General features: G+C 59.0%; 15 protein-coding genes and 1 pseudogene. 10 read left to right on the top strand and 6 right to left on the bottom strand.

The window, feature by feature from the left end; all coding sequences use genetic code 11:
* From NMA52_RS02090 to NMA52_RS02100, 3 genes are all read left to right on the top strand, one after another.
* The coding region (locus tag NMA52_RS02090) for a MopE-related protein (protein ID WP_254825975.1) at positions 1-3554 on the top strand (3554 nt) is incomplete at its 5' end.
* Between the two features lie 183 nt (positions 3555-3737).
* Entirely contained in the window at positions 3738-4721 is a 984-nt protein-coding gene (locus NMA52_RS02095; protein WP_254825976.1) for a YHYH protein, read from the top strand.
* 17 nt (positions 4722-4738) lie between these two features.
* Complete coding sequence (locus NMA52_RS02100; protein WP_254825977.1) at positions 4739-5353, top strand: hypothetical protein; 615 nt, start codon at positions 4739-4741, stop codon at positions 5351-5353.
* A gap of 350 nt (positions 5354-5703) precedes the next feature.
* Here NMA52_RS02100 and NMA52_RS02105 read toward each other — a convergent pair whose 3' ends face one another.
* On the bottom strand, positions 5704-6360 hold the full coding sequence (locus NMA52_RS02105; protein ID WP_254825978.1) for a DUF1080 domain-containing protein: 657 nt from the start codon (positions 6358-6360) through the stop codon (positions 5704-5706).
* 291 nt (positions 6361-6651) lie between these two features.
* Here NMA52_RS02105 and NMA52_RS02110 point away from each other — a divergent pair.
* From NMA52_RS02110 to NMA52_RS02140, 7 genes and pseudogenes are all read left to right on the top strand, one after another.
* Positions 6652-7076, top strand: a pseudogene (locus NMA52_RS02110) (efflux RND transporter permease subunit); the annotation flags it as partial.
* Entirely contained in the window at positions 7073-7513 is a 441-nt protein-coding gene (locus NMA52_RS02115) for a hypothetical protein (RefSeq protein ID WP_254825980.1), read from the top strand. The pseudogene NMA52_RS02110 and the gene NMA52_RS02115, both read left to right, overlap by 4 nt.
* Positions 7506-8180, top strand: a complete 675-nt coding sequence (locus NMA52_RS02120; protein WP_254825981.1) for a TolC family protein — start codon at positions 7506-7508, stop codon at positions 8178-8180. The genes NMA52_RS02115 and NMA52_RS02120 overlap by 8 nt, the downstream gene beginning before the upstream one ends.
* Positions 8181-8428: 248 nt before the next feature.
* Positions 8429-9103: a response regulator transcription factor gene (locus NMA52_RS02125; protein WP_254825982.1), complete on the top strand. Its 675-nt coding sequence runs from the start codon at positions 8429-8431 to the stop codon at positions 9101-9103.
* A gap of 6 nt (positions 9104-9109) precedes the next feature.
* A complete protein-coding gene (locus NMA52_RS02130; protein ID WP_254825983.1) occupies positions 9110-10372 on the top strand; it encodes a HAMP domain-containing sensor histidine kinase in 1263 nt (420 codons plus the stop codon).
* 64 nt (positions 10373-10436) lie between these two features.
* Complete coding sequence (locus NMA52_RS02135; protein WP_254825984.1) at positions 10437-11243, top strand: phosphatase PAP2 family protein; 807 nt, start codon at positions 10437-10439, stop codon at positions 11241-11243.
* A gap of 10 nt (positions 11244-11253) precedes the next feature.
* The gene (locus NMA52_RS02140) at positions 11254-12066 is read left to right on the top strand and encodes a phosphatase PAP2 family protein (protein WP_254825985.1); all 813 of its coding nucleotides are present in this window, start codon (positions 11254-11256) and stop codon (positions 12064-12066) included.
* Between the two features lie 287 nt (positions 12067-12353).
* Here the strand turns inward: NMA52_RS02140 and NMA52_RS02145 are convergent, their stop codons facing one another.
* The 5 genes from NMA52_RS02145 to NMA52_RS02165 form a co-directional block, all read right to left on the bottom strand.
* A complete protein-coding gene (locus tag NMA52_RS02145) occupies positions 12354-12818 on the bottom strand; it encodes a PepSY-like domain-containing protein (RefSeq protein WP_254825986.1) in 465 nt (154 codons plus the stop codon).
* Between the two features lie 139 nt (positions 12819-12957).
* Positions 12958-13521: a phosphatase PAP2 family protein gene (locus NMA52_RS02150; protein WP_254825987.1), complete on the bottom strand. Its 564-nt coding sequence runs from the start codon at positions 13519-13521 to the stop codon at positions 12958-12960.
* A gap of 138 nt (positions 13522-13659) precedes the next feature.
* Positions 13660-14238: an HD domain-containing protein gene (locus tag NMA52_RS02155; protein ID WP_254825988.1), complete on the bottom strand. Its 579-nt coding sequence runs from the start codon at positions 14236-14238 to the stop codon at positions 13660-13662.
* A 352-nt stretch (positions 14239-14590) separates the two neighbouring features.
* On the bottom strand, positions 14591-15373 hold the full coding sequence (locus tag NMA52_RS02160; protein WP_254825989.1) for an START domain-containing protein: 783 nt from the start codon (positions 15371-15373) through the stop codon (positions 14591-14593).
* A 61-nt stretch (positions 15374-15434) separates the two neighbouring features.
* The gene (locus NMA52_RS02165) at positions 15435-18443 is read right to left on the bottom strand and encodes an efflux RND transporter permease subunit (RefSeq protein WP_254825990.1); all 3009 of its coding nucleotides are present in this window, start codon (positions 18441-18443) and stop codon (positions 15435-15437) included.
* Positions 18444-18446: the final 3 nt, after the last annotated feature.

Below are 18446 nucleotides of genomic sequence, written 5' to 3' on the forward strand. Positions count from 1 at the left end.
CCGATACCGATGGCGATACCTACGGCGATGCGGCTGCCACGATCACGGCCTGTACGGCTCCGGCCGGCTACGTAGACCAAGCCGGTGACTGTAACGACGCAGATCCTACCGTCTATCCCGGTGCCCCGGAACTCTGCGACGGAATTGACAACGACTGTAACGGCAGAGTGGACGATGGCGACGTCAACAGTACCTTCTACGCCGACACCGACGGCGACGGACTCGGAGACCCGAATAACACGACCCAGGACTGCTTCCTGCCTACGGGCTACGTCCTCAACGCCCTGGACTGTGACGATACCGATGCGAATATCGGCCAGGCCACTACGTTCTATGCCGATACCGACGGCGATACCTACGGCGATGCGGCTGCCACGATCACGGCCTGTACGGCTCCGGCCGGCTACGTAGACCAAGCCGGTGACTGTAACGACGCAGATCCTACCGTCTATCCCGGTGCTCCCGAACTCTGCGACGGAATTGACAACAACTGTGATGGTCAGGCCGACGAAGGGCTGAACTGCGGCAGTACCGCCACGGCCTTCTGGCTCGAAGCGGAGTGCGCGACCGTAGGCGCTGGCTGGTCGAGCATCGACTATGCAGGTGCCTCCAACGGCAGCTACGTGGTCTTTCCCGGAGGAGGAGATGCCGTAAATACCCCTCCGGCAGATCTGCCCGCTAACCGGATACGGTTTACGGTCACTAACGCGGAGGCCGGATCGTATAACCTGTTTGCCCGCATCGGTGCACCCTCGGGCAACAACGATTCCTACTGGGTACGGGTAAACGGCGGCAATTGGTACAAATGGTTCAGCGGCATGACCCGCACCACCGGTACCGGATTTGCCTGGAACGCCTATCCCGGTGGCAATCCGACCCTCGTGTCCGGTGTCAATACCATCGACTTTGCTTACCGCGAAGGCGGTACGCTGCTCGATAAGCTCTACCTCGCGAAAGCGGGTACCCTACCAACGGGTACGGGCAGTCCGGCTACCAATTGTGCAACCCCACCGGTCAACCAACCGCCCGTTGCTCAGGCCGGCGCTACGCCGACCTCGGGTACTTCGCCGCTCAACGTTCAGTTCAGCAGCACCGGATCCTTTGACCCCGATGGCACGATCGACACCTACTCCTGGACCTGGCCCGGGGGTTCCGCCAGCGGTGATAGTCCGACGGCTACCTTCGCCACCGGCACCTACGCCGTTACGCTGACGGTTACCGACAACCAGGGCGCCCAGGCTACGGACGTAGTGACCATCAACGCCACCGCGCCACCGGTTGCCGACAAGACCAGCTTCTGGCTGGAGGCGGAGTGCGCCGCCGTGGGCACTACCTGGTCTACCGTTACGAGCACCGCCGCCGCCAACGGGGAGTACGTCGTACTCACCAGCGGCGAAAGCAAGGCGGCCCCCCCGGCCGACGTCCCTGCTAACCGCGTACGCTTCACCGTGGCGGGAGCCAAGGCCGGCAGCTACCACCTCTTCGCCCGCATCGACGCGCCGACGGCCAACAACGATTCGTACTGGGTACGGGTCAACGGCGGAACCTGGTACCGCTGGTGGTCGGGCATGACCCTGGGCGCGGGCTTCCAGTGGAACCAGTACCCCGGCGGAATGCCGGCCCTGTCCGCGGGAACCAACACCATCGACTTCGCCTACCGGGAAGTCGGCACGCGCCTCGATAAGCTGCACCTGAACCTGACCGGCCTCCTGCCCTCCGGCGTAGGGGGACAGTCCACGAACTGTGACACTCCACCGGTCAACCAACCGCCCGTTGCTCGGGCCGGCGCTACGCCGACCTCGGGTACTTCGCCGCTCAACGTTCAGTTCAGCAGCACCGGATCCTTTGACCCCGACGGCACAATCGACACCTACGCCTGGGCCTGGCCCGGCGGCACCGCCAACGGTGATAGTCCGACGGCCACCTTCGCCACCGGCACCTATGCCGTTACGCTGACGGTGACCGACAACCAGGGCGCCCAGGCTACGGACGTAGTGACCATCAACGCCACCGCGCCACCGGTTGCCGACAAGACCAGCTTCTGGCTGGAGGCGGAGTGCGCCGCCGTGGGTAGTACCTGGTCTACCGTTACGAGCACCGCCGCCGCCAACGGGGAGTACGTCGTACTCACCAGCGGCGAAAGCAAGGCGGCCCCCCCGGCCGACGTGCCCGCTAACCGCGTACGCTTCACCGTAGCGGGAGCCAAGGCCGGCAGCTACCACCTCTTCGCCCGCATCGACGCGCCGACGGTCAACAACGATTCGTACTGGGTACGGGTCAACGGCGGATCCTGGTACCGCTGGTGGTCGGGCATGACCCTGGGCGCGGGCTTCCAGTGGAACCAGTACCCCGGCGGAATGCTGGCCCTGTCCGCGGGGACCAATACCATCGACTTCGCCTACCGGGAAGTCGGCACGCGCCTCGATAAGCTGCACCTGAACCTGACCGGCCTCCTGCCCACCGGCGTAGGGGAGCAGGCCACGAACTGTGATACCGCACCGCCGGACAGCGACGGAGACGGAATTGCCGATAGCGTGGACAACTGTCCGAACGTACCGAACCCCGACCAGAACCTCTTCCGGTTCTACGCCGACTTTGACGGCGACGGCTACGGCGATCCCAACGACTTCGAGGACGCCTGTACCCAACCCTTCGGCTACGTAACGAACCAGCTCGACAATTGCCCGTCCATCAATACCGACAACCTGAACGACAGCGACGGAGACGGTATCGGTGACGCATGTGACACGCCCGACGTTACCGACTTCTGGATGGAAGCCGAGTGCGCGACCGTAGGCAGTGGCTGGTCCGTCGTCACGAACACCGCCGCCTCCAACGGCGCCCACGTGAACTTTACCGGAGACCGCCGTACCGCCGCCCCGCCCGTGAACGAACCCGCCCAGGAAGTACGCTTCGACGTATCCCTGACGCAGGCCGGTACCTACCACCTCTACTTACGTCTGAGTGCACCCGACGAAAGTCGCAACTCCCTGTGGGTTCGCGTCGACCAGGGACCCTGGATGAAGATGTGGAAGACGATCGGCGGTGCCTCGCTCCTAACGAATGGCCTGGAATGGCGTAAGGCAAACGACGACGGAGTCGACCGCAGCTTCCCGCTCACCGCGGGCAACCATACGGTCACGGTCGCTAACCGCGAGCCGGGTACGCTACTCGACAAGGTACTGCTGACGACCACGGCCACGGTCCCGAGCGGCGTAGGTCTTGCTGCCAGCAACTGTGGACCGGCTGCGATCAACCTCCAGGCCGCCCCCACCTTCGCCAAGGAATCGACCGTGACGGTCGCTCCCGAACTGAGCCTGTATCCCAACCCCGTCGCCGATCGCCTCAACGTCCTTCTACAGAGTGACTTCCGGGGTACCGTCGACGTACTGCTAACCGACGCTACGGGACGTACCATTCGTACCCTGAATATCGACAAGCAGAGCGACGAGATGCAGCACTCGCTGCAGGCCGCCGGGCTTCCGGCCGGTGTCTACCGTCTGCGGGTGATCGAGGGCGACCGCCAGATCACTAAACCGTTCATGAAGTTGTAATTGCTTCGTCACCTTCCCCCCGGGGATCCCAAGGGGCCACGTCCGTACGACGTGGCCCCTTTTTTCGTGGGATACGAAGGGCGCGGACGCGGGAGCCGTGTATTGCAAAAAAAACCGAGCATCCGCGAAGGATAGAGCGGGCACCGGGGTCTAAGCGGTAAAATCCTTCACCCCATTCCCATAATGCCCCTACACCATCCTCTATTCACCACCCTCGGTGCGGTACTGCTACTCGCTACCCTCGGCGCCTGTGCCGAAGACGAAGACACCGCGCTGCCCATCGACGGCGACACGGTCGTTGTCGACGTCGATCCGACCAATTTCCTGGACGCCAGCCTCGCCGAATCCGTGACCATCGTGCCGTGTACGCTATCCGACGGCAGCTCCGCGGACTGCTACCAGATCGTCGCGGCCTCCGACCCCTCGGATCACCAGATGGGCCCCTGGTGCCCCGACCACATCTCCGACGGCGCCGAAGCCGGCGGCATCTGGCTCGAGGACGGCGAGGTCTATGACGTAGACGGCGCCTTCATCGAAAACCTGGCCGATTTCTACGACGACGATACCTGGCGTATGTACGATGATAACGGCGACATCTACGTCACCGAGACCGAGAATGACTGCGCCAATGCCGCCAACCCCAACGTCGGCGAGGAATACCGGAATTTCTGTGTGGAGTGCCTGCCCTCCTACATTACCGAGCTGACGCAGACCTACCTCATCCCGGTCACTCCGGTCCGGTTGTCCACGACCACTTCCTTCGGCGGTGGCGGTGGACCCGGCGGCGGCGGTCTATCCGTTCGCGGACTCGCCTTCAACGGCATTCGCTTTGACGCACCGGCTCCCACCGACGCTATTCTGAGCGCCTACACGCTGGCTCCCTTCGACGACGCCGGTGGCCACATCAACCTCAACGCGGGCTACCACTACCACGCCGCCACCGGCCAGACGACGGAGATCCCGCAAACCGACGGCCACGCCCCCATGATCGGATACGCCCTGGACGGCCACGGTCTCTACGCCCGCCTGGACGACAGCGGTGCCGAACCCACCGATCTGGACGCCTGCCGCGGTCACTACGACGATACCCGGGGCTACCACTACCACGTCGATGGTGCCGGGACCAATAACTTCATCAATTGCCTGGCCGGAGCCTACGCCCGGTAAACCCAAACTTCGAAACCATGAAACCATTCATTTTTCTGCTGGCCCTCCTGCTGACCGGAAGCCTCTCCGCACACCAGTCGGAAATTTCCACGACCATGCTCGTGGAAAGGGAGGCCGGTAGCTGGCAACTGTACGTCAATACTTCCCTGACCGCTTTCGAGTATGAAGTCCGGGAGCACTTCGGGGAGCATGCCTTCGCCACCCCCGGGGAGTTCCGCGAGCTGGTGCTACAACACCTCAGAAATACGATCTCGGTCACCTTCAACGGTAACGAGCCCGCGGTCCTGGCGGAGGGCCGCGTAGAACTGGGCCACGAAACGGGCGTCGTCTTCACGGTAACCGATCTGCCGGATGATGCGCGGGAAGTGCGCGTCGTGAATACGGCCTTTGCGGACATTCACCGCAACAAGAGCGCCCTGGTAATTCTGAAGCAGGGTAGCGGGAAGCAACAATTCGAGCTTACGGCCGACAACGACCACACGGCGGCCCTGGCCTTCGACGGCTACCGACTTAGTAAGGTCGCGCCCACCGAAGCTTCGGTATCGCCGCTGGCCCCCCTCCTGCTCGTTCTTGGAGTTCTTGCCGCATTCTTTTGGCTCGGCGTGAAGCGCGTGCGCCCGCAGGCCGGGTAGTTTCCCGCCGCCACTTCCCGTTGCTTTTCACTTGGCTGCGACCGTTGGAAGGGTACAGGGGGGCGGCGAAGGCAAACGGTGGGGGATCGGGTAGTCGGGGCCTGACCGGTCCGCTCCTGCGTCCCCGCAAGAAGAATTTAGCGAAAACGCGTATGCCGCAGGGCTGTATTATCTGCTCCGCGAACGGCAGATCAGCGATCGGCAGTGGGGGAGTAAAATCTGTTACCGGCGAGATCGTGTACTTCGTACCGGGGATTCCGCGCGCTCTAGTCCAGTGAGTACCCGCAGGCTCTGATCGGTGTCCGGTATCTCCCGCCCGATAGCCCCATCAGCCGGGGACGCCCGGGAACCTACTCCGGCAGTGGCTTGACCATGATGTCCTTGTAGTAGACCTTGCTGTCCGGATCGTGTCCCTGCAGGGCGAAGGTGCCGCTGGAGAGGACTTTATCCCGGGCGTCGGTCGACCGTTCCGGATTGGCGGGTTCGGTGTACTCCACGACGGTCTTATCGTTCAGTTTTACCGTGACCTTCTTGCCCCGTACGATGATGTGCTGGGTGTACCATTCGTTATCCTTCATGTGCACTTCCCGCACGTCGTCGTAGGCGTAGACGCTGCCCGTGCGCCGCCAGTCCGACTGCGAGTTGTTGACTTGCACCTCGTACCCTTTGTTGGGCCAGCCTTCTTCCTGGTAGGCGGTGTGGATAAAGATGCCCGAGTTGCTGCCGGGGGTCGTCATGACCTGGGCTTTGAATTCGAAGTTCTTGAAGTCGTGGTCCATGACCGGCCCTACGTAGAATAGGTGGGCGCGGGGTCCGTCGGTGACGATTCTGCCGTCGTCTACCCGAAAGGTGGCGGGGTTTTCGCTGGCTTTCCACCCGGTCAGGGACGTGCCGTCGAAGAGCGGAATCCATCCATCATCTTCAGTAGCGGCGGCGGTCGTGGATTTTGGGGTATTGCAGGCCGTGGCGGCAAAAAGCAGGAGGCAGCAGAATACGAGGTGTCTCATCAGGCTAAACGTTTGGTGCGATGTGGAAGGGAGGTAAGTTACCTACGCCTGGAAGTGTATTCGGTGGCGGGGGCGTGGAAAATTACACAATTTTGGTGGCCTGTCCGTAGGGGGTTTTGCTTAGCCAAATTAAGGGGACCAATCGCGCTGCTTGACTCCCAACTGTGTTGTTTATTATCTCTCGTTTTCAAGGTCGGCGCGGAGCATCCCTACCTTTGCTAATTCCCACGTAAGAAGTCGTACCGTACTGATGTAGTGAGCGAAGTTAACCGGTGGTAGGCTTACCAATGGGAAGCTTCGATCATCCTGCTCAACCTCTCCCTGGCGCTGATCGGGCGGGCTTCAGTATTTGGGTCACCTCGGGGATCCTCAGCATCCCGGCGGTCATCGGCTTCAACACCCTCTTTGGCATTGCCACCCGCAACGGCATCCTGCTCGTTTCTCACTACCTCGCCCTGCGGAAGAAAGGCAGACCCCTCTACGAGACGGTCCTGGAGGGCTCGGTGGACCGCCTGTCGCCCATTCTGATGACGGCCCTGACCGCCGGACTGACGCTGATTCCCCTGGCCATTGCGGGTGACCTGCCGGGGAATGAGATCCAAAGTCCCATGGCAAAGGTGATCCTGGGCGGGCTGCTCACCTCCACCCTGCTGAATATCCTGGTCGTACCGGTCGTCTACTACCTCATTAACGCCGGTAAGAAAACCGTCCGATGAAGCTCCGGATCAGCACGCTCCTGGAGCCCTTTCAGGCCCTCCATAACCGGACGTTCGCCCGGCTCTACGCGACACAGACCGTGAGCCTGCTCGGGGACGCGTTCACCTGGGTAGGTCTGGCCCTACCGGCCTACGCGACCGATCCGGACCGCTCGCCGGTCACTCTGGCCATGGCCCTGACCCTGCGGGTGCTGGCCTGCATCATCTTTACCTCCTTCACCGGGGTACTGGCTAACCGCGTACCGTGTAAGCGCATTCTCTACCTGACCCACCTTACCCGCACGGGCATCGTGGCGTGTTTGCCCTTAGTCACCGCGGAGTGGCAGATTTATCTACGGGTATTGCTGCTCAACGCATTCTTCACGCCGACCTACCGGGCCATCATCCCGCAGGGCGGCCTGCCCCTGGCCCAATCAATGACACCAACTAATGAATAAACTGATTATCCTAACGGGGTGGCTGGTGTGCCTGGCGCTGCCGGCCACCGCCCAATCCTCCCTTCAAACGGTACTGCAATCCGTAGAATCCAACAACCCCCGTCTGGCTACCGAGCGACAGTTCTGGGAGGTCCAGGCGCCGCGCGAGGCGATCGAACGGGTGTTTGAGGCCGCGGATCCCGAGCGAAAAACCTACGAACAGCAACGGCTGATTGCGGAAAAGCAACTGGAGGTCGCGCGGCTCTACCGCCTGCCCAGCTTTGAGGTGGGGTACCGCTACCAGGGCATCCTCGGCCAGCGGTTCAATGGGCTCCACGCCGGGGTCACCCTCCCGCTCTGGGAACAGAAGTACCGCACGGAAACGCGGCAGGCGCAGGTTCTGCTCGCGGATTTGGAGCTCGCCCGCTATGCTAACGCCCGCTACTATGAATTATGGGAGTTGTATGACCGCCGCGCCCTGCTCGGTCAGTCGCTGGACGAGTACCGCCGGGCCATCCAGTTGGTGGACAACGGCAGGCTGCTCGACAAGGCCCTCCGCCTCGGAGAGATCACTACTATGGAATACTTTCTGGAAACGAGCCTGTACCAAAATGCTTGCTTGCACTTTCTGCAATTGGAGTACGAGTACCATGAAGCAACCGCTGAACTGACGAAATACTTCCTTTAGGTTACCACAGGTAACTGACAGGACCTACGAATATCGCTTCTCTGCCAAGACTCGGAACCGTAGGTGTTTTCGGCGGCAAAACCTGCCGCATCATAGATTGCACTCTGTGTAGAAGTGTAAAAGTGATCGTGGGGGATAGGGGACTGAGGTTGAGTCAACCGTATTCCCCCCTTTGCGAAGACCATATCCAGATTACCTCCAGAATTAGTTTTCACCTTTGCCATCTACCACTAGGCCAAGGCACCACCATGAAAATCCTCCTCATCGAAGACGAGCCCGATCTCGCCAGTTCCATATCCAGCTACTTGAGTGCCGATGGGTATTTGGTCGAAACGGTACGAACACTGGCGGGAGCCTACGGTAAATCAGGAGTTTATGAATATGATTGCGTTCTGATCGATATCGGTCTTCCGGACGGGAGTGGCCTCGACCTCGTTGCCAGTCTCAAAAGAGAGCACCACAGAGCGGGTATCATCATCATTTCAGCTAAAGACAGCATTAATGACCGCATTAACGGTCTTGACTTGGGAGCAGATGACTACCTGCCAAAACCCTTCCACCTCGCCGAACTCAACGCCCGAATTCGGGCACTACAGCGGCGTAAGTCCTTCGATGGGCAGCGCATCATTGAGTTTGGAAAAATACTCGTAAACCCGGTGGAGCAAAGCGTGACGGTCGCCGGCAGCCTCGTGCGCCTTACCCGTTCGGAGTATAATCTGCTGCTTTACTTTTTAGCCAATCCCAATCGTGTGATCACTAAAGAGAGCGTCGCCGAACACCTCAGTGGTGACAACGCCGACCTGCTCGACCGCATCGACTTTATCTATAGCCACGTAAAGAACCTGCGCAAGAAATTAGTGGATGCCGGGGCGTCCGACTACATTCATAGCGTATACGGCGTCGGCTACAAATGGTCGCAATAGCTTAGCATGAAATTACTCCAACGAAGCAGCCGCTACTACCTGTTCTTCTCGCTATTGATTTTCGCGGTGATCGCCCTGGCACTGTTCTACGCCCTGCGCTACAGCCTTAACCACACCATCGATGAATTACTGGTAAATACACGCCAACCGCTGGCCCGCGAACTGTCGGCTCGTCCACTCAGTTCCCGGATGGAGATCATGGACGAGATCGTCGAACTGCAACCCATCTCCGTACTCACTAACCGGCAGACATTCCGGGATACCCTAATTGAAATCTACGACATTGAAGAAGCAGAGTTGGAGTTCGAACCCTACCGGAAGTACACCTACGATGCCCTGATCGACGACATACCCTACCGGATATCCATCAGCCTGAGTACGGTGGAGAATGAGGACATCATTCGCACCGTCCTGGTCGTCGTCATTGGTGGCTTACTCCTGTTCCTCCTGGCCATTAATTTGCTAAATCGTTACCTATCCATTCGGCTGTGGAAACCTTTCTACGGTACGGTAGCCGAGATCAAGGCGTTTTCCGCCCGCCAGTCCACCGCACCCGCGTTCCCGCCCTCCGAAACGGACGAGTTTGCCGACCTTAATCAGGAGCTTGAGCGGATGACCGATCAAATGCAACGGGAATACGATAGCCTGCGCCGCTTTACCGAGAACGCCAGCCATGAGATACAGACACCGCTGGCCATCATTCGTAATCATCTCGATATCCTTCTGCGGACACCCGATCGGCCGGAGCAGGATTACCGCAATCTGCAGCGTATTAGCGAAGCTGTATCGCGCCTCGGAAAGCTCAACCGAACGTTGCTATTACTGACCAAAATCGAGCATGACCAGTTTCCCGATGCGACTCACGTCGAGGTAAGCAATCTCCTGCGGGAAAAGCTAGAACAACTCACTTCCACGATAGCGGATAAAGGCATCACGGTAACCACCGATCTCGCACCCCTCACCATTTTCCTACCCCCCGCCCTGGCGGACGTACTACTGAATAATCTGCTGAGTAATGCCATTCGTCACAACCAAGTAGGCGGCATGGTCTTAATTACGTTAGGCGGGAAACAGTTAATAATCGAGAATACGGGGCCCACCAACCAACTAGCTGATCATAAGGTGTTCGATCGCTTTCGGAAGGATAGTACATTGGGAGATTCACTGGGGCTAGGCCTAGCCCTGGTAAAGGAAATCTGCGCCAGGTACGGCTACCGGATTCGGTACGAGCAACTCGAAAAATCGCACCGCGTCAGCCTGCAATTCTGACCTCCAATATTTCTCCAGTATCGGGCGGCAACTTTGTGTTCCACACAAATCTCCCCCCGCTTAAATGTTCGTATCCACTCCGGGTCGCGCCCGTCTATTTCCGCTGCTCGTTTTCCTGTGCATCGCGAGTATCGCGTCCGCCCAGCAGCGCGGCCCCTACTACCTGTCGCTCAAGCGTGACCTACTCTACGGAGGGGGCGCGGTGGGCAGCGTGGCTTTGGGGGAAGTTCTGCGTAGCCGTACTCCGGACATCGTGCTGGCCGACCTCAGGTTGGGTAGCATTCCGGGCTTCGATTTAGCGGCGACGCGCAACAGTTCCGAAAGTGCGCGCGTGGCGAGTGATGATGCGCTATACGCCTCGGCCGCCCTACCGTTGCTGCTGATGGCCGGACGTAGAAGTCGTAATGACGCCGGTAAATTATCTATTTTATTTGCCGAAACCATGGCCCTAAACATGGGACTGACCAGCATTGTCAAATCAAGCGCCAAGAGGCCCAGGCCCTATGTCTTTGATAAGAACCTGGATCCCGCAACGATAATAAGGAGTAACGATCGGGCTTCCTTTCTGTCCGGCCATACCAGCACCGCGGCGGCTGGTGGTTTCTTTTTCGCCCGTGCCTTTGCTGACTATTATCCCGACAGCAAACTCAAACCCTATGCCTGGGTACTCGGAGCTGGTCTGCCGGCCATGACCGGTTACCTGCGGATTCAGGCCGGGCAGCATTACCCCAGCGACGTCATTGCCGGCTATGCCCTGGGCGCGGTGATCGGGTACGCCGTACCAGCCCTGCACCGCAAACCAGCTGCACACAATAAGCTCACCCTGGCCCCCGCCGGAGCGGGTATCTACCTAAGCTACCGGTTTGATTAGTTTTAATCGCATGCCTACCGGTTCACGGTGGCCGTACCTTACGACCCTCGTAATCTTACTGCTCTTTCTATCGGGCCACTCCCTGCTGGCTCAGGATAGCCTGCGGGTACCCTACCGCCTATCTTGGGAAACCAACCTCACGGTGAGTGGTATGGCCGCCGGCTCGGTATTATTTGCCAATGAGTTACGCAATCGCGTTCCGGAAGTATTGCTGTCGGAGTTAAGACTCGGTCGTATTCCCCCCTTCGACCAGTTCGCGGTGGATTACAATTCGGAAAGTGCCCGTAAGGCCAGCAACCGTACGCGCGACGCGTCGACCTACCTTCCCCTCGCGCTCTTGTTGGGCAAGGGCCCCCGTCGGGACATCATTAAACTGGCACTGCTATACGGACAGACCGTAGCCCTACGCCGGGGCCTGACCAACATCGTCAAATATACCGTCCGCCGCCCCCGCCCTTACCTCCACGATCCGTCCCTGGCCCCGACCACGGTAGTGCGAAGCTATGATCGGGAGGCCTTCCTTTCCGGGCACACCAGCGGGTCGGCCGCCACCGCCTTTTTCTTCGGTCGGGTGTTCGCTGATTATTACCCCGACAGTAAGCTCAAGCCCTACATCTGGACGCTGTCGGCCAGTCTTCCGGCACTGACCGGTTACTTCCGTATTCGGGCCGGACAGCACTACCCCAGCGACGTGATTGCGGGCTACGTACTGGGGGCGGTCATCGGATACACGGTGCCGATACTCCACCGCATTCCAATCGGGCGAAACAACATGGTACTATCGCCTACGGGAACCGGCTTCTATCTGTCTTACCGCTTCTGAGGTATATGCGGGCGGGGACGCGGGTGCAATGTAAATGCAGTGAATTGCTATGATCAGGACACATCCACCATTCTCAGTCGGTCGCGATCATTGCCACCTGCTGATCGGAACGGGCGAAAAGCCCGACGGTATTGGTAATCAGTAATAGTGCCTTGCTTTACGGCGCTGCGCCGTTAGGCTCACTCAAAACCTTGCACCCGCGTCCCCGCCCCCAGTCGTACATGCTTTCATAAATGAAAAGGCCGGCCTCCGTATGGAAGCCGGCCCGGAAATAATCCCTCACTAGATCAATCCTCGTCTTTTTCATCTAGAGCGACGCGCTCTACAAAAGTGCCATCCTCCAGGAACAGCGCATCGAAGGCCATTTCGTCCTCTCCCTCGAGCTCCGTTTCATACACGGTACGGCCATCGGAATAAGTGATGCGGGCTGCCTCTTCGATCTCGTAGCCGGCAAAGTCTCGCTTAAGCGTTGCGAGGACGGTGGCCGGTAGCTGGCTTTTCTTAATTTCCTGCTCCGTTTCCAGCAACTCTCCACTCGTGGAATAGGTATCGCTGTATTCCTTTCCGTTCAGTTTGTACTCGGCTTCGTAGCCGTTAGCTTCCGTTTCCCACGCGACTTTTTTTGCCGTGGGGTGAAGGCTGGCAAAGCGTTGCTCTACTGCGGCCGGTACGCTGTCCTGGGCAACTGCTTGCCGGGGAGTACACGCGAGGAAGGCAAAGAGCGAAAGGCTCAAAATCAGTAGCTTATGCATAGTATTCGGTATTTAATGATTGTTAAATATCCCCGACGGGGTAGGGGAGTGCCCGCACGTACTGCTTGTATATCCGGGCTGTGGGGTAAAAGTCGGGGGGCAACTTGTAGACATACTGGAGACAGCCCGCCCTTGCGCGTCAGATGGGAATATCATTGCGTTTGCCAGATTTGTTGTACCAGACCAGTAAACCGATAAGTAGGCTGAGGCCAAGGAAAAACCCGGCCAGTACGTCCGTACCCCAGTGGACACCGAGGTATACCCGGGAAAAGGGGACGGTAAACACCAGTAGTAAGCTGAATGCGCCGATCCCGATACGCACCGGGGTAGGCCAGCTCCGCATCCGGTACATCAGGTAGGCTAAAAAGCCGAAGAAGACGGTATAAAAAGTAACGTGTCCACTGGGAAAGCTCTGGAATTGTGCCTCGTACACTACCCGCACCAGGTCCGCCGAGGGGCGCTGGCGGTTCATAATCAATTTCGCTGCGGCAATGACCGGCAGACTTCCCACGGTCGCCAGCATAAATAGGGCCTCGCGGCGGCGGCGCGTCAGCCAGAACCCCAGCGTGGCTACCGCGATACTGATGATGGCCCCTACGTTGCTGCCGAACCAGCTGATGCCTTTCATGAGTGCGTCGAGAACGGGCGATTGGTGCTCCTGTACTTCTTCGGAAAACTCTACGTCCATTAGCGAGGTGGGCAAAAGATAGACAAGCAACGTAAGTAGGAGATAACCGGCAAGCAGCGCCAACACGGTATGCAGCGCAAGCCGGTCGTCACGGTGTACATAGGTGGAGACTCGCGTCAATAGGGTACTGAGCATCAAAATTTACGTTTGTTTCTAAAAGCAGTATTTCTCCTTGCGCTGCTGTAGCGCGGTCTTCCCGTAGGGAGTGAAGTAGCGATGGTCACGCAGGAAATTTTCGTTTTCCGCATTCCATTCGTCATCGGAATACACTCTGCCCAGGGATCGCTTCCACTCCTCGCGCAGCAGGTCGCGGGATTGGGGATAAGTGGCGTGAGACAAATGGATCAGCTCGGCATCGCAGAGGATCTCCTGTAGCTTACCCCGCGGTCTTTGGGGCACATGGGTTGCGAGGATGCAACTGGTGACAATAGTGGTTTTGTCCTCAGGGTAATGTTCGCTGCGCAGAAAATCACGTGCCAACTGAGCGCTAACGGCTTCGTGACCGGCGTAGGTGCGTATGTGACCGAGGTCATGAAACCAGGCGGCCAGCATGAGGACTTCGGCTTCCTCACCGGATATCGCTTCTGCCCGGCCGATCAAAATTACCCCCTGCACGACGTCGATGGTATGGTGCAGATTATGGTAGAGCCGGTCGGCGGGTAGCTCGGTGATGAGCAGGCGAGCCACGTAGCGGCCGGCACGCTTAGTGATTTTAGTCGGTCGGTAGGGCATGACTTGCTATTGTGCCGGCTGTGACGTGATCCTTCCGGCAACTCCGTAACTTCCGAAGCGAATGAGTCGATCTATTCTGGCTACCACTGATGTCCAGGCTTTTCGCGGCAAGGTCGGGTGGGTAAACCGCTGCTCGATAAGCTCTACTTCCCGAGCCAGCTTGTTCCAGGCCGCCGGGGGTAATGCCGCGACACCCCGGTCGGCGATCGGCCGGAGAATGGGGGAGAGGTTTTGATTACGGGTAGGCATCGACGCGTTCTTCAGGATGAAATAAAGTGTAGAGTCGCGTCATGCAAGGGGGGGCTATCGGCTGGATCAACGCCCTAAAGGTCCGGTGGCTTATTGGAGGAAATTAGGAGCCCTCGGTAAGCAGAGCTTCCAGTTGTTGCATCGAGTGTAAGGGGCCGGTGGTAATACCCAGGTTAATCAACCAGGAGGGAATACTGCCCCCGATATCGGAACTCACCCGATAGTCGATGGTGGTCTCATCCGGCCCCGAAGTTGAGATTCGCCAGTAGGAGTGAAAATCCACCATCCGTACGTGATCGGCTACTTTAGGATAATTCCCGTTTGTCGCTGCGGACTCGGAAAGTATGTCCCCCGTACCCGGGTCGATCCAGCTTGTTGAATGGATCACGATGTCCCGGTCCACTACCGGCCAGGGCAGGTCAATGGAGGTGTAGTACACCATCTCGTCTTCGCTGAGCCGCTTCACCAGGGTAGCCTCATCGCATTTATAGACCCACTCTACGTAGCGGCTCACCTGGCCCAGCAAGGCCATGACTCGATCACGCGATACGGGGAAAGTGGCAAGTAGCCGCACTTCGTCCGTGGACCGGTCGGGTCGGGAGCGGCGGAACACGGTGATTCCGCCTTCTTCCCTGACCGGTGCCCAAACCTGATCTTCGGTGACTATACCGGACTGGGCATACGTGCGAGCACCACCCAGCGTTAGCAGGATCATAAATAACCAACTGATTCGGTGGTAGAGGTACAACAACAAGTTGCGGCACCGACCCCAGCGGGAAGGATGATTGTAACTCCGCTCGATGGTGCTCACCTCCTCGTCTAGCTGCTGCCACTGTTCGGGGGTGAGAAAGCAGGACCGCTCGTATTTCCAATCTTCGTGTTGCATATCCCAAAACTCCGGCCACTCTTTGTAGAAAGGCTGGAGAGACGGGTATCAGGGCCGTTTTCTATTCTTTCTCGATCAATTTTAGCAGTGACGGAAGTACGATCAGCAGTAGCGGCAGCGCCACCCCCAATCCACCAATCACCGCGATGGCCAGCGGCTGGTGCATCTGCGCACCGGTGCCCAGCGCCAGGGCCAGCGGTAGCAGCGCCATGATGGCGCCGATCGCCGTCATCAGCTTGGGCCGCATACGGGTGGAGATGGCGTAGACGATGGCCTCGTCGCGACCCTCCGTCAGGCGATTTTCGGCATACTGGAAGTAGGTGAAAATGGAGTTCTCCCCGATGATACCGATCACCATGATAATACCGACGTAGCTCCCCACATTCAGAGAGGTGCCGGTGAAGTAGAGGGCGGCCAGACTCCCCGCAGCTCCCAGTACGGCCAGAAGAACGATGAGCAGGGCCACGCCGAAGCGTTTGAACAGGAACAGGATCACGGTAAAGACCAACAAACTAGCCAGCACCAGGATTTGCAGCAATTCACTGAAGGCTTGCTTCTGCTGGGCGTACTCCCCGTTGTACTCGATGGTATAACCGGGAGGTAGTGAAATGTCGCGCGCCACCCCCGCCCGGATGTCCGCAAGGGTGCTGCCCAGGTCGCGCCCACTGAGGCGTGCCGATACCACACCCATGCTCTTCAGGTTTTCGCGGTTAATTTCCGCCGTGCCGGCCTCTACGGTTACCGATCCGAAGCGCTCTAGCGGAAGTAGCCGCCCCCGTGGCGTAAAGATGGTTGCCCCGCGTAGATCACTGACCGTGGTGCGGCTGCTGTTGGGGTAGATCATGCGAATGGGCGTGACCTGGTTCAGTTCCGGGATACCGCCCTCCAGCGTCCCCTCCAGCTGGGTCTGTAGTTGGAACTGAAAGTCGGCCGCGGAAAGTCCGTATCCTTCCAGCAGAGCAATGTCGGGGTCGATGGTCACCGATGGTCCGGCGATCAGGATGCCGTCGAACACGTCGGCCGTGCCGCGCACTCCCTCGACTACCGCAGCTACCCGGCGCGACAGCTCGTCCAGTACCCGTTGCTCGCTACCGAACACCTTGATCTCGATGGGCTGTACGCTGGTCATCAGGTCGCCTAGCATATCGGTGATGACCTGCCCGAAGTCCACGGTCAGTGCGGGCAGAATTGCCTCTACCCGTTGCCGAATCTGGCTGCTTACCGCATCAGTGGATAATTTGCGGCTTTTGGATAGCTGGATCAGGTAATCCCCCCGGTTCGGCTCGGTAATAAAAAAGCCCATTTGGGTACCCGTGCGCCGCGAGTAAGAAACGACGGTTGGAATACTGTCCAGTATTCGATCCACCTGCCGTAGCATGAGGTCGGTCGCCTCCAGGGAAGTGCCGGGCGGAGAGTTGTAATCCAGTACGATGGAGCCTTCATCCAGCTCCGGCAGAAATCCCGAGGGCAGACGCGGGGCGACTAGGTAGATCACTACGCCCAACAAGACCACCGCGAGGATACTGAAGAAGGGGTAGCGGATCACCGTTTTAACCCAGTGCTTCTCCCCAACGGTCTTGATTTCTTCCTCCGCTTTGCCCCTTCGCCGGGCATTCAGCAGAAGGTAGACAACCGGCAGACCGACCCAGGTAATGACGAAGGAGCAGACCAGGGTAATGATCATCGTCTCGGTCAGGATGCGAAAGTAGGCTCCCGCGATACCCGTCATCAGTACGAAGGGAATGAAGATCACGATCGTACTCAGCGACGAGCCGACCATGGCCGGGAACAGGTAGTCGATGGTTTTACTCACGAGTTCGGAGGCGGGTTTGTCCGGTTCTTCCTCGTGAGACCGGTGCAGCTGCTCCACGATAATGATGGCATCGTCGATGACCAACCCGATGGCCGCCGCGATGGCCCCCAGCGTCATGATGTTGAAGTCGTAACCCAGTAAGTACAGGGCCGCGACGGTCAGGCTCAGGCTTAGGGGAATAGTTATCAGCAGTACGAGACTACTCCGGAGAGACCGTAAGAAAACGATCGCTACGAGAATGGCCAGCCCCAGCCCGATCCAGAGTACGTCCTCAATGCCCCGCACCGAATCCCGCACGAAATCGGCCTGCTGGTAGTAAGGCCGTAGCACTACCCCGCGGGGAAGCAGGGCGTTGAGTGCCGCCACCTTCGTTTCCAGGGAATCGGCCACCTGGATGAGGTTGGCCGTGACCTGCTTAGTAACGGCCACCAGGGGCACATCCTGCCCGTTGGCTTTGATCTTTACGTACTCCTTCTGGGAAGTAATCACTACGTCGGCGATATCCTCCACCCGTACCGTACGCATGGCGGAGGCGAAGATCACCGTCCGCTGGAGGTCGTACAGGTCGTTGATCACCGCATCGGTGAGGGTCAGGTAGAGCCGGTCGTAATCCTGCAGATAGCCGTTGGAGCTGACAAAGTTGGCCTGGGTAAGCACGCTGTCCACGACCTGCGGCGTGATGCCGAGCGCGCTCATCCGCTGGGGGCGCAGGATGAGGTGGTACTCCTTTGTCTTACCCCCCGAAACGGACACTTCCGATACCCCCGGCACCTGCGACAGGAAGGGCTTTACGGTGTACAGCGCAATGTCCTTGAGCTCGATCTGGCTCAGATTTCCCTCCAGCGAATAGCCCGCGATGGGTAGGATCGACGGGTTCATCTTTTCGATGGTCAGCCGTACGCCCGGGGGCAGGTCAAGCGTGATCTGGTTGATGAGGCTCTCCACCCGCTGCAGCCCCAGATCGATGTCCGTGGTCCAGTCGAAAAAGGCCGAGATTTCCGCACTGCCGCGGCTGGTGGTACTACGCACGTTCCGTATCCCCGGGGCCCGCTTTACGGCTTCCTCCAGGGGGCGGGTAACGGTGAGCATCATCTTATCGACCGGCTGCTGTCCGTTTTCGGCAATGATCTTGACCTTGGGGAAGGTGACGTCGGGAAACAGGTCCGACTTCATCTTCCCGTAGCTGTACACGCCGGCCAGCAGGACGATGGCGAGCAGGGCGGTGATGGGGATACGGTACTTGACGTAGTCGATCATGGG

The organism is Lewinella sp. JB7 (assembly GCF_024297185.1).
Lineage (GTDB): Bacteria > Bacteroidota > Bacteroidia > Chitinophagales > Saprospiraceae > Neolewinella.

Bases quoted from the DNA above. Each gene is read 5' to 3' on its own strand.
- NMA52_RS02135 (WP_254825984.1), top strand. From the start codon at position 10,437: ATGTTCGTATCCACTCCGGGTCGCGCCCGTCTATTTCCGCTGCTCGTT.
- NMA52_RS02165 (WP_254825990.1), bottom strand. From the start codon at position 18,443: ATGATCGACTACGTCAAGTACCGTATCCCCATCACCGCCCTGCTCGCC.
- NMA52_RS02155 (WP_254825988.1), bottom strand. From the start codon at position 14,238: ATGCCCTACCGACCGACTAAAATCACTAAGCGTGCCGGCCGCTACGTG.
- NMA52_RS02105 (WP_254825978.1), bottom strand. From the start codon at position 6,360: ATGAGACACCTCGTATTCTGCTGCCTCCTGCTTTTTGCCGCCACGGCC.
- NMA52_RS02125 (WP_254825982.1), top strand. From the start codon at position 8,429: ATGAAAATCCTCCTCATCGAAGACGAGCCCGATCTCGCCAGTTCCATA.
- NMA52_RS02120 (WP_254825981.1), top strand. From the start codon at position 7,506: ATGAATAAACTGATTATCCTAACGGGGTGGCTGGTGTGCCTGGCGCTG.
- NMA52_RS02145 (WP_254825986.1), bottom strand. From the start codon at position 12,818: ATGCATAAGCTACTGATTTTGAGCCTTTCGCTCTTTGCCTTCCTCGCG.
- NMA52_RS02095 (WP_254825976.1), top strand. From the start codon at position 3,738: ATGCCCCTACACCATCCTCTATTCACCACCCTCGGTGCGGTACTGCTA.
- NMA52_RS02160 (WP_254825989.1), bottom strand. From the start codon at position 15,373: ATGCAACACGAAGATTGGAAATACGAGCGGTCCTGCTTTCTCACCCCC.
- NMA52_RS02130 (WP_254825983.1), top strand. From the start codon at position 9,110: ATGAAATTACTCCAACGAAGCAGCCGCTACTACCTGTTCTTCTCGCTA.
- NMA52_RS02140 (WP_254825985.1), top strand. From the start codon at position 11,254: ATGCCTACCGGTTCACGGTGGCCGTACCTTACGACCCTCGTAATCTTA.
- NMA52_RS02100 (WP_254825977.1), top strand. From the start codon at position 4,739: ATGAAACCATTCATTTTTCTGCTGGCCCTCCTGCTGACCGGAAGCCTC.
- NMA52_RS02115 (WP_254825980.1), top strand. From the start codon at position 7,073: ATGAAGCTCCGGATCAGCACGCTCCTGGAGCCCTTTCAGGCCCTCCAT.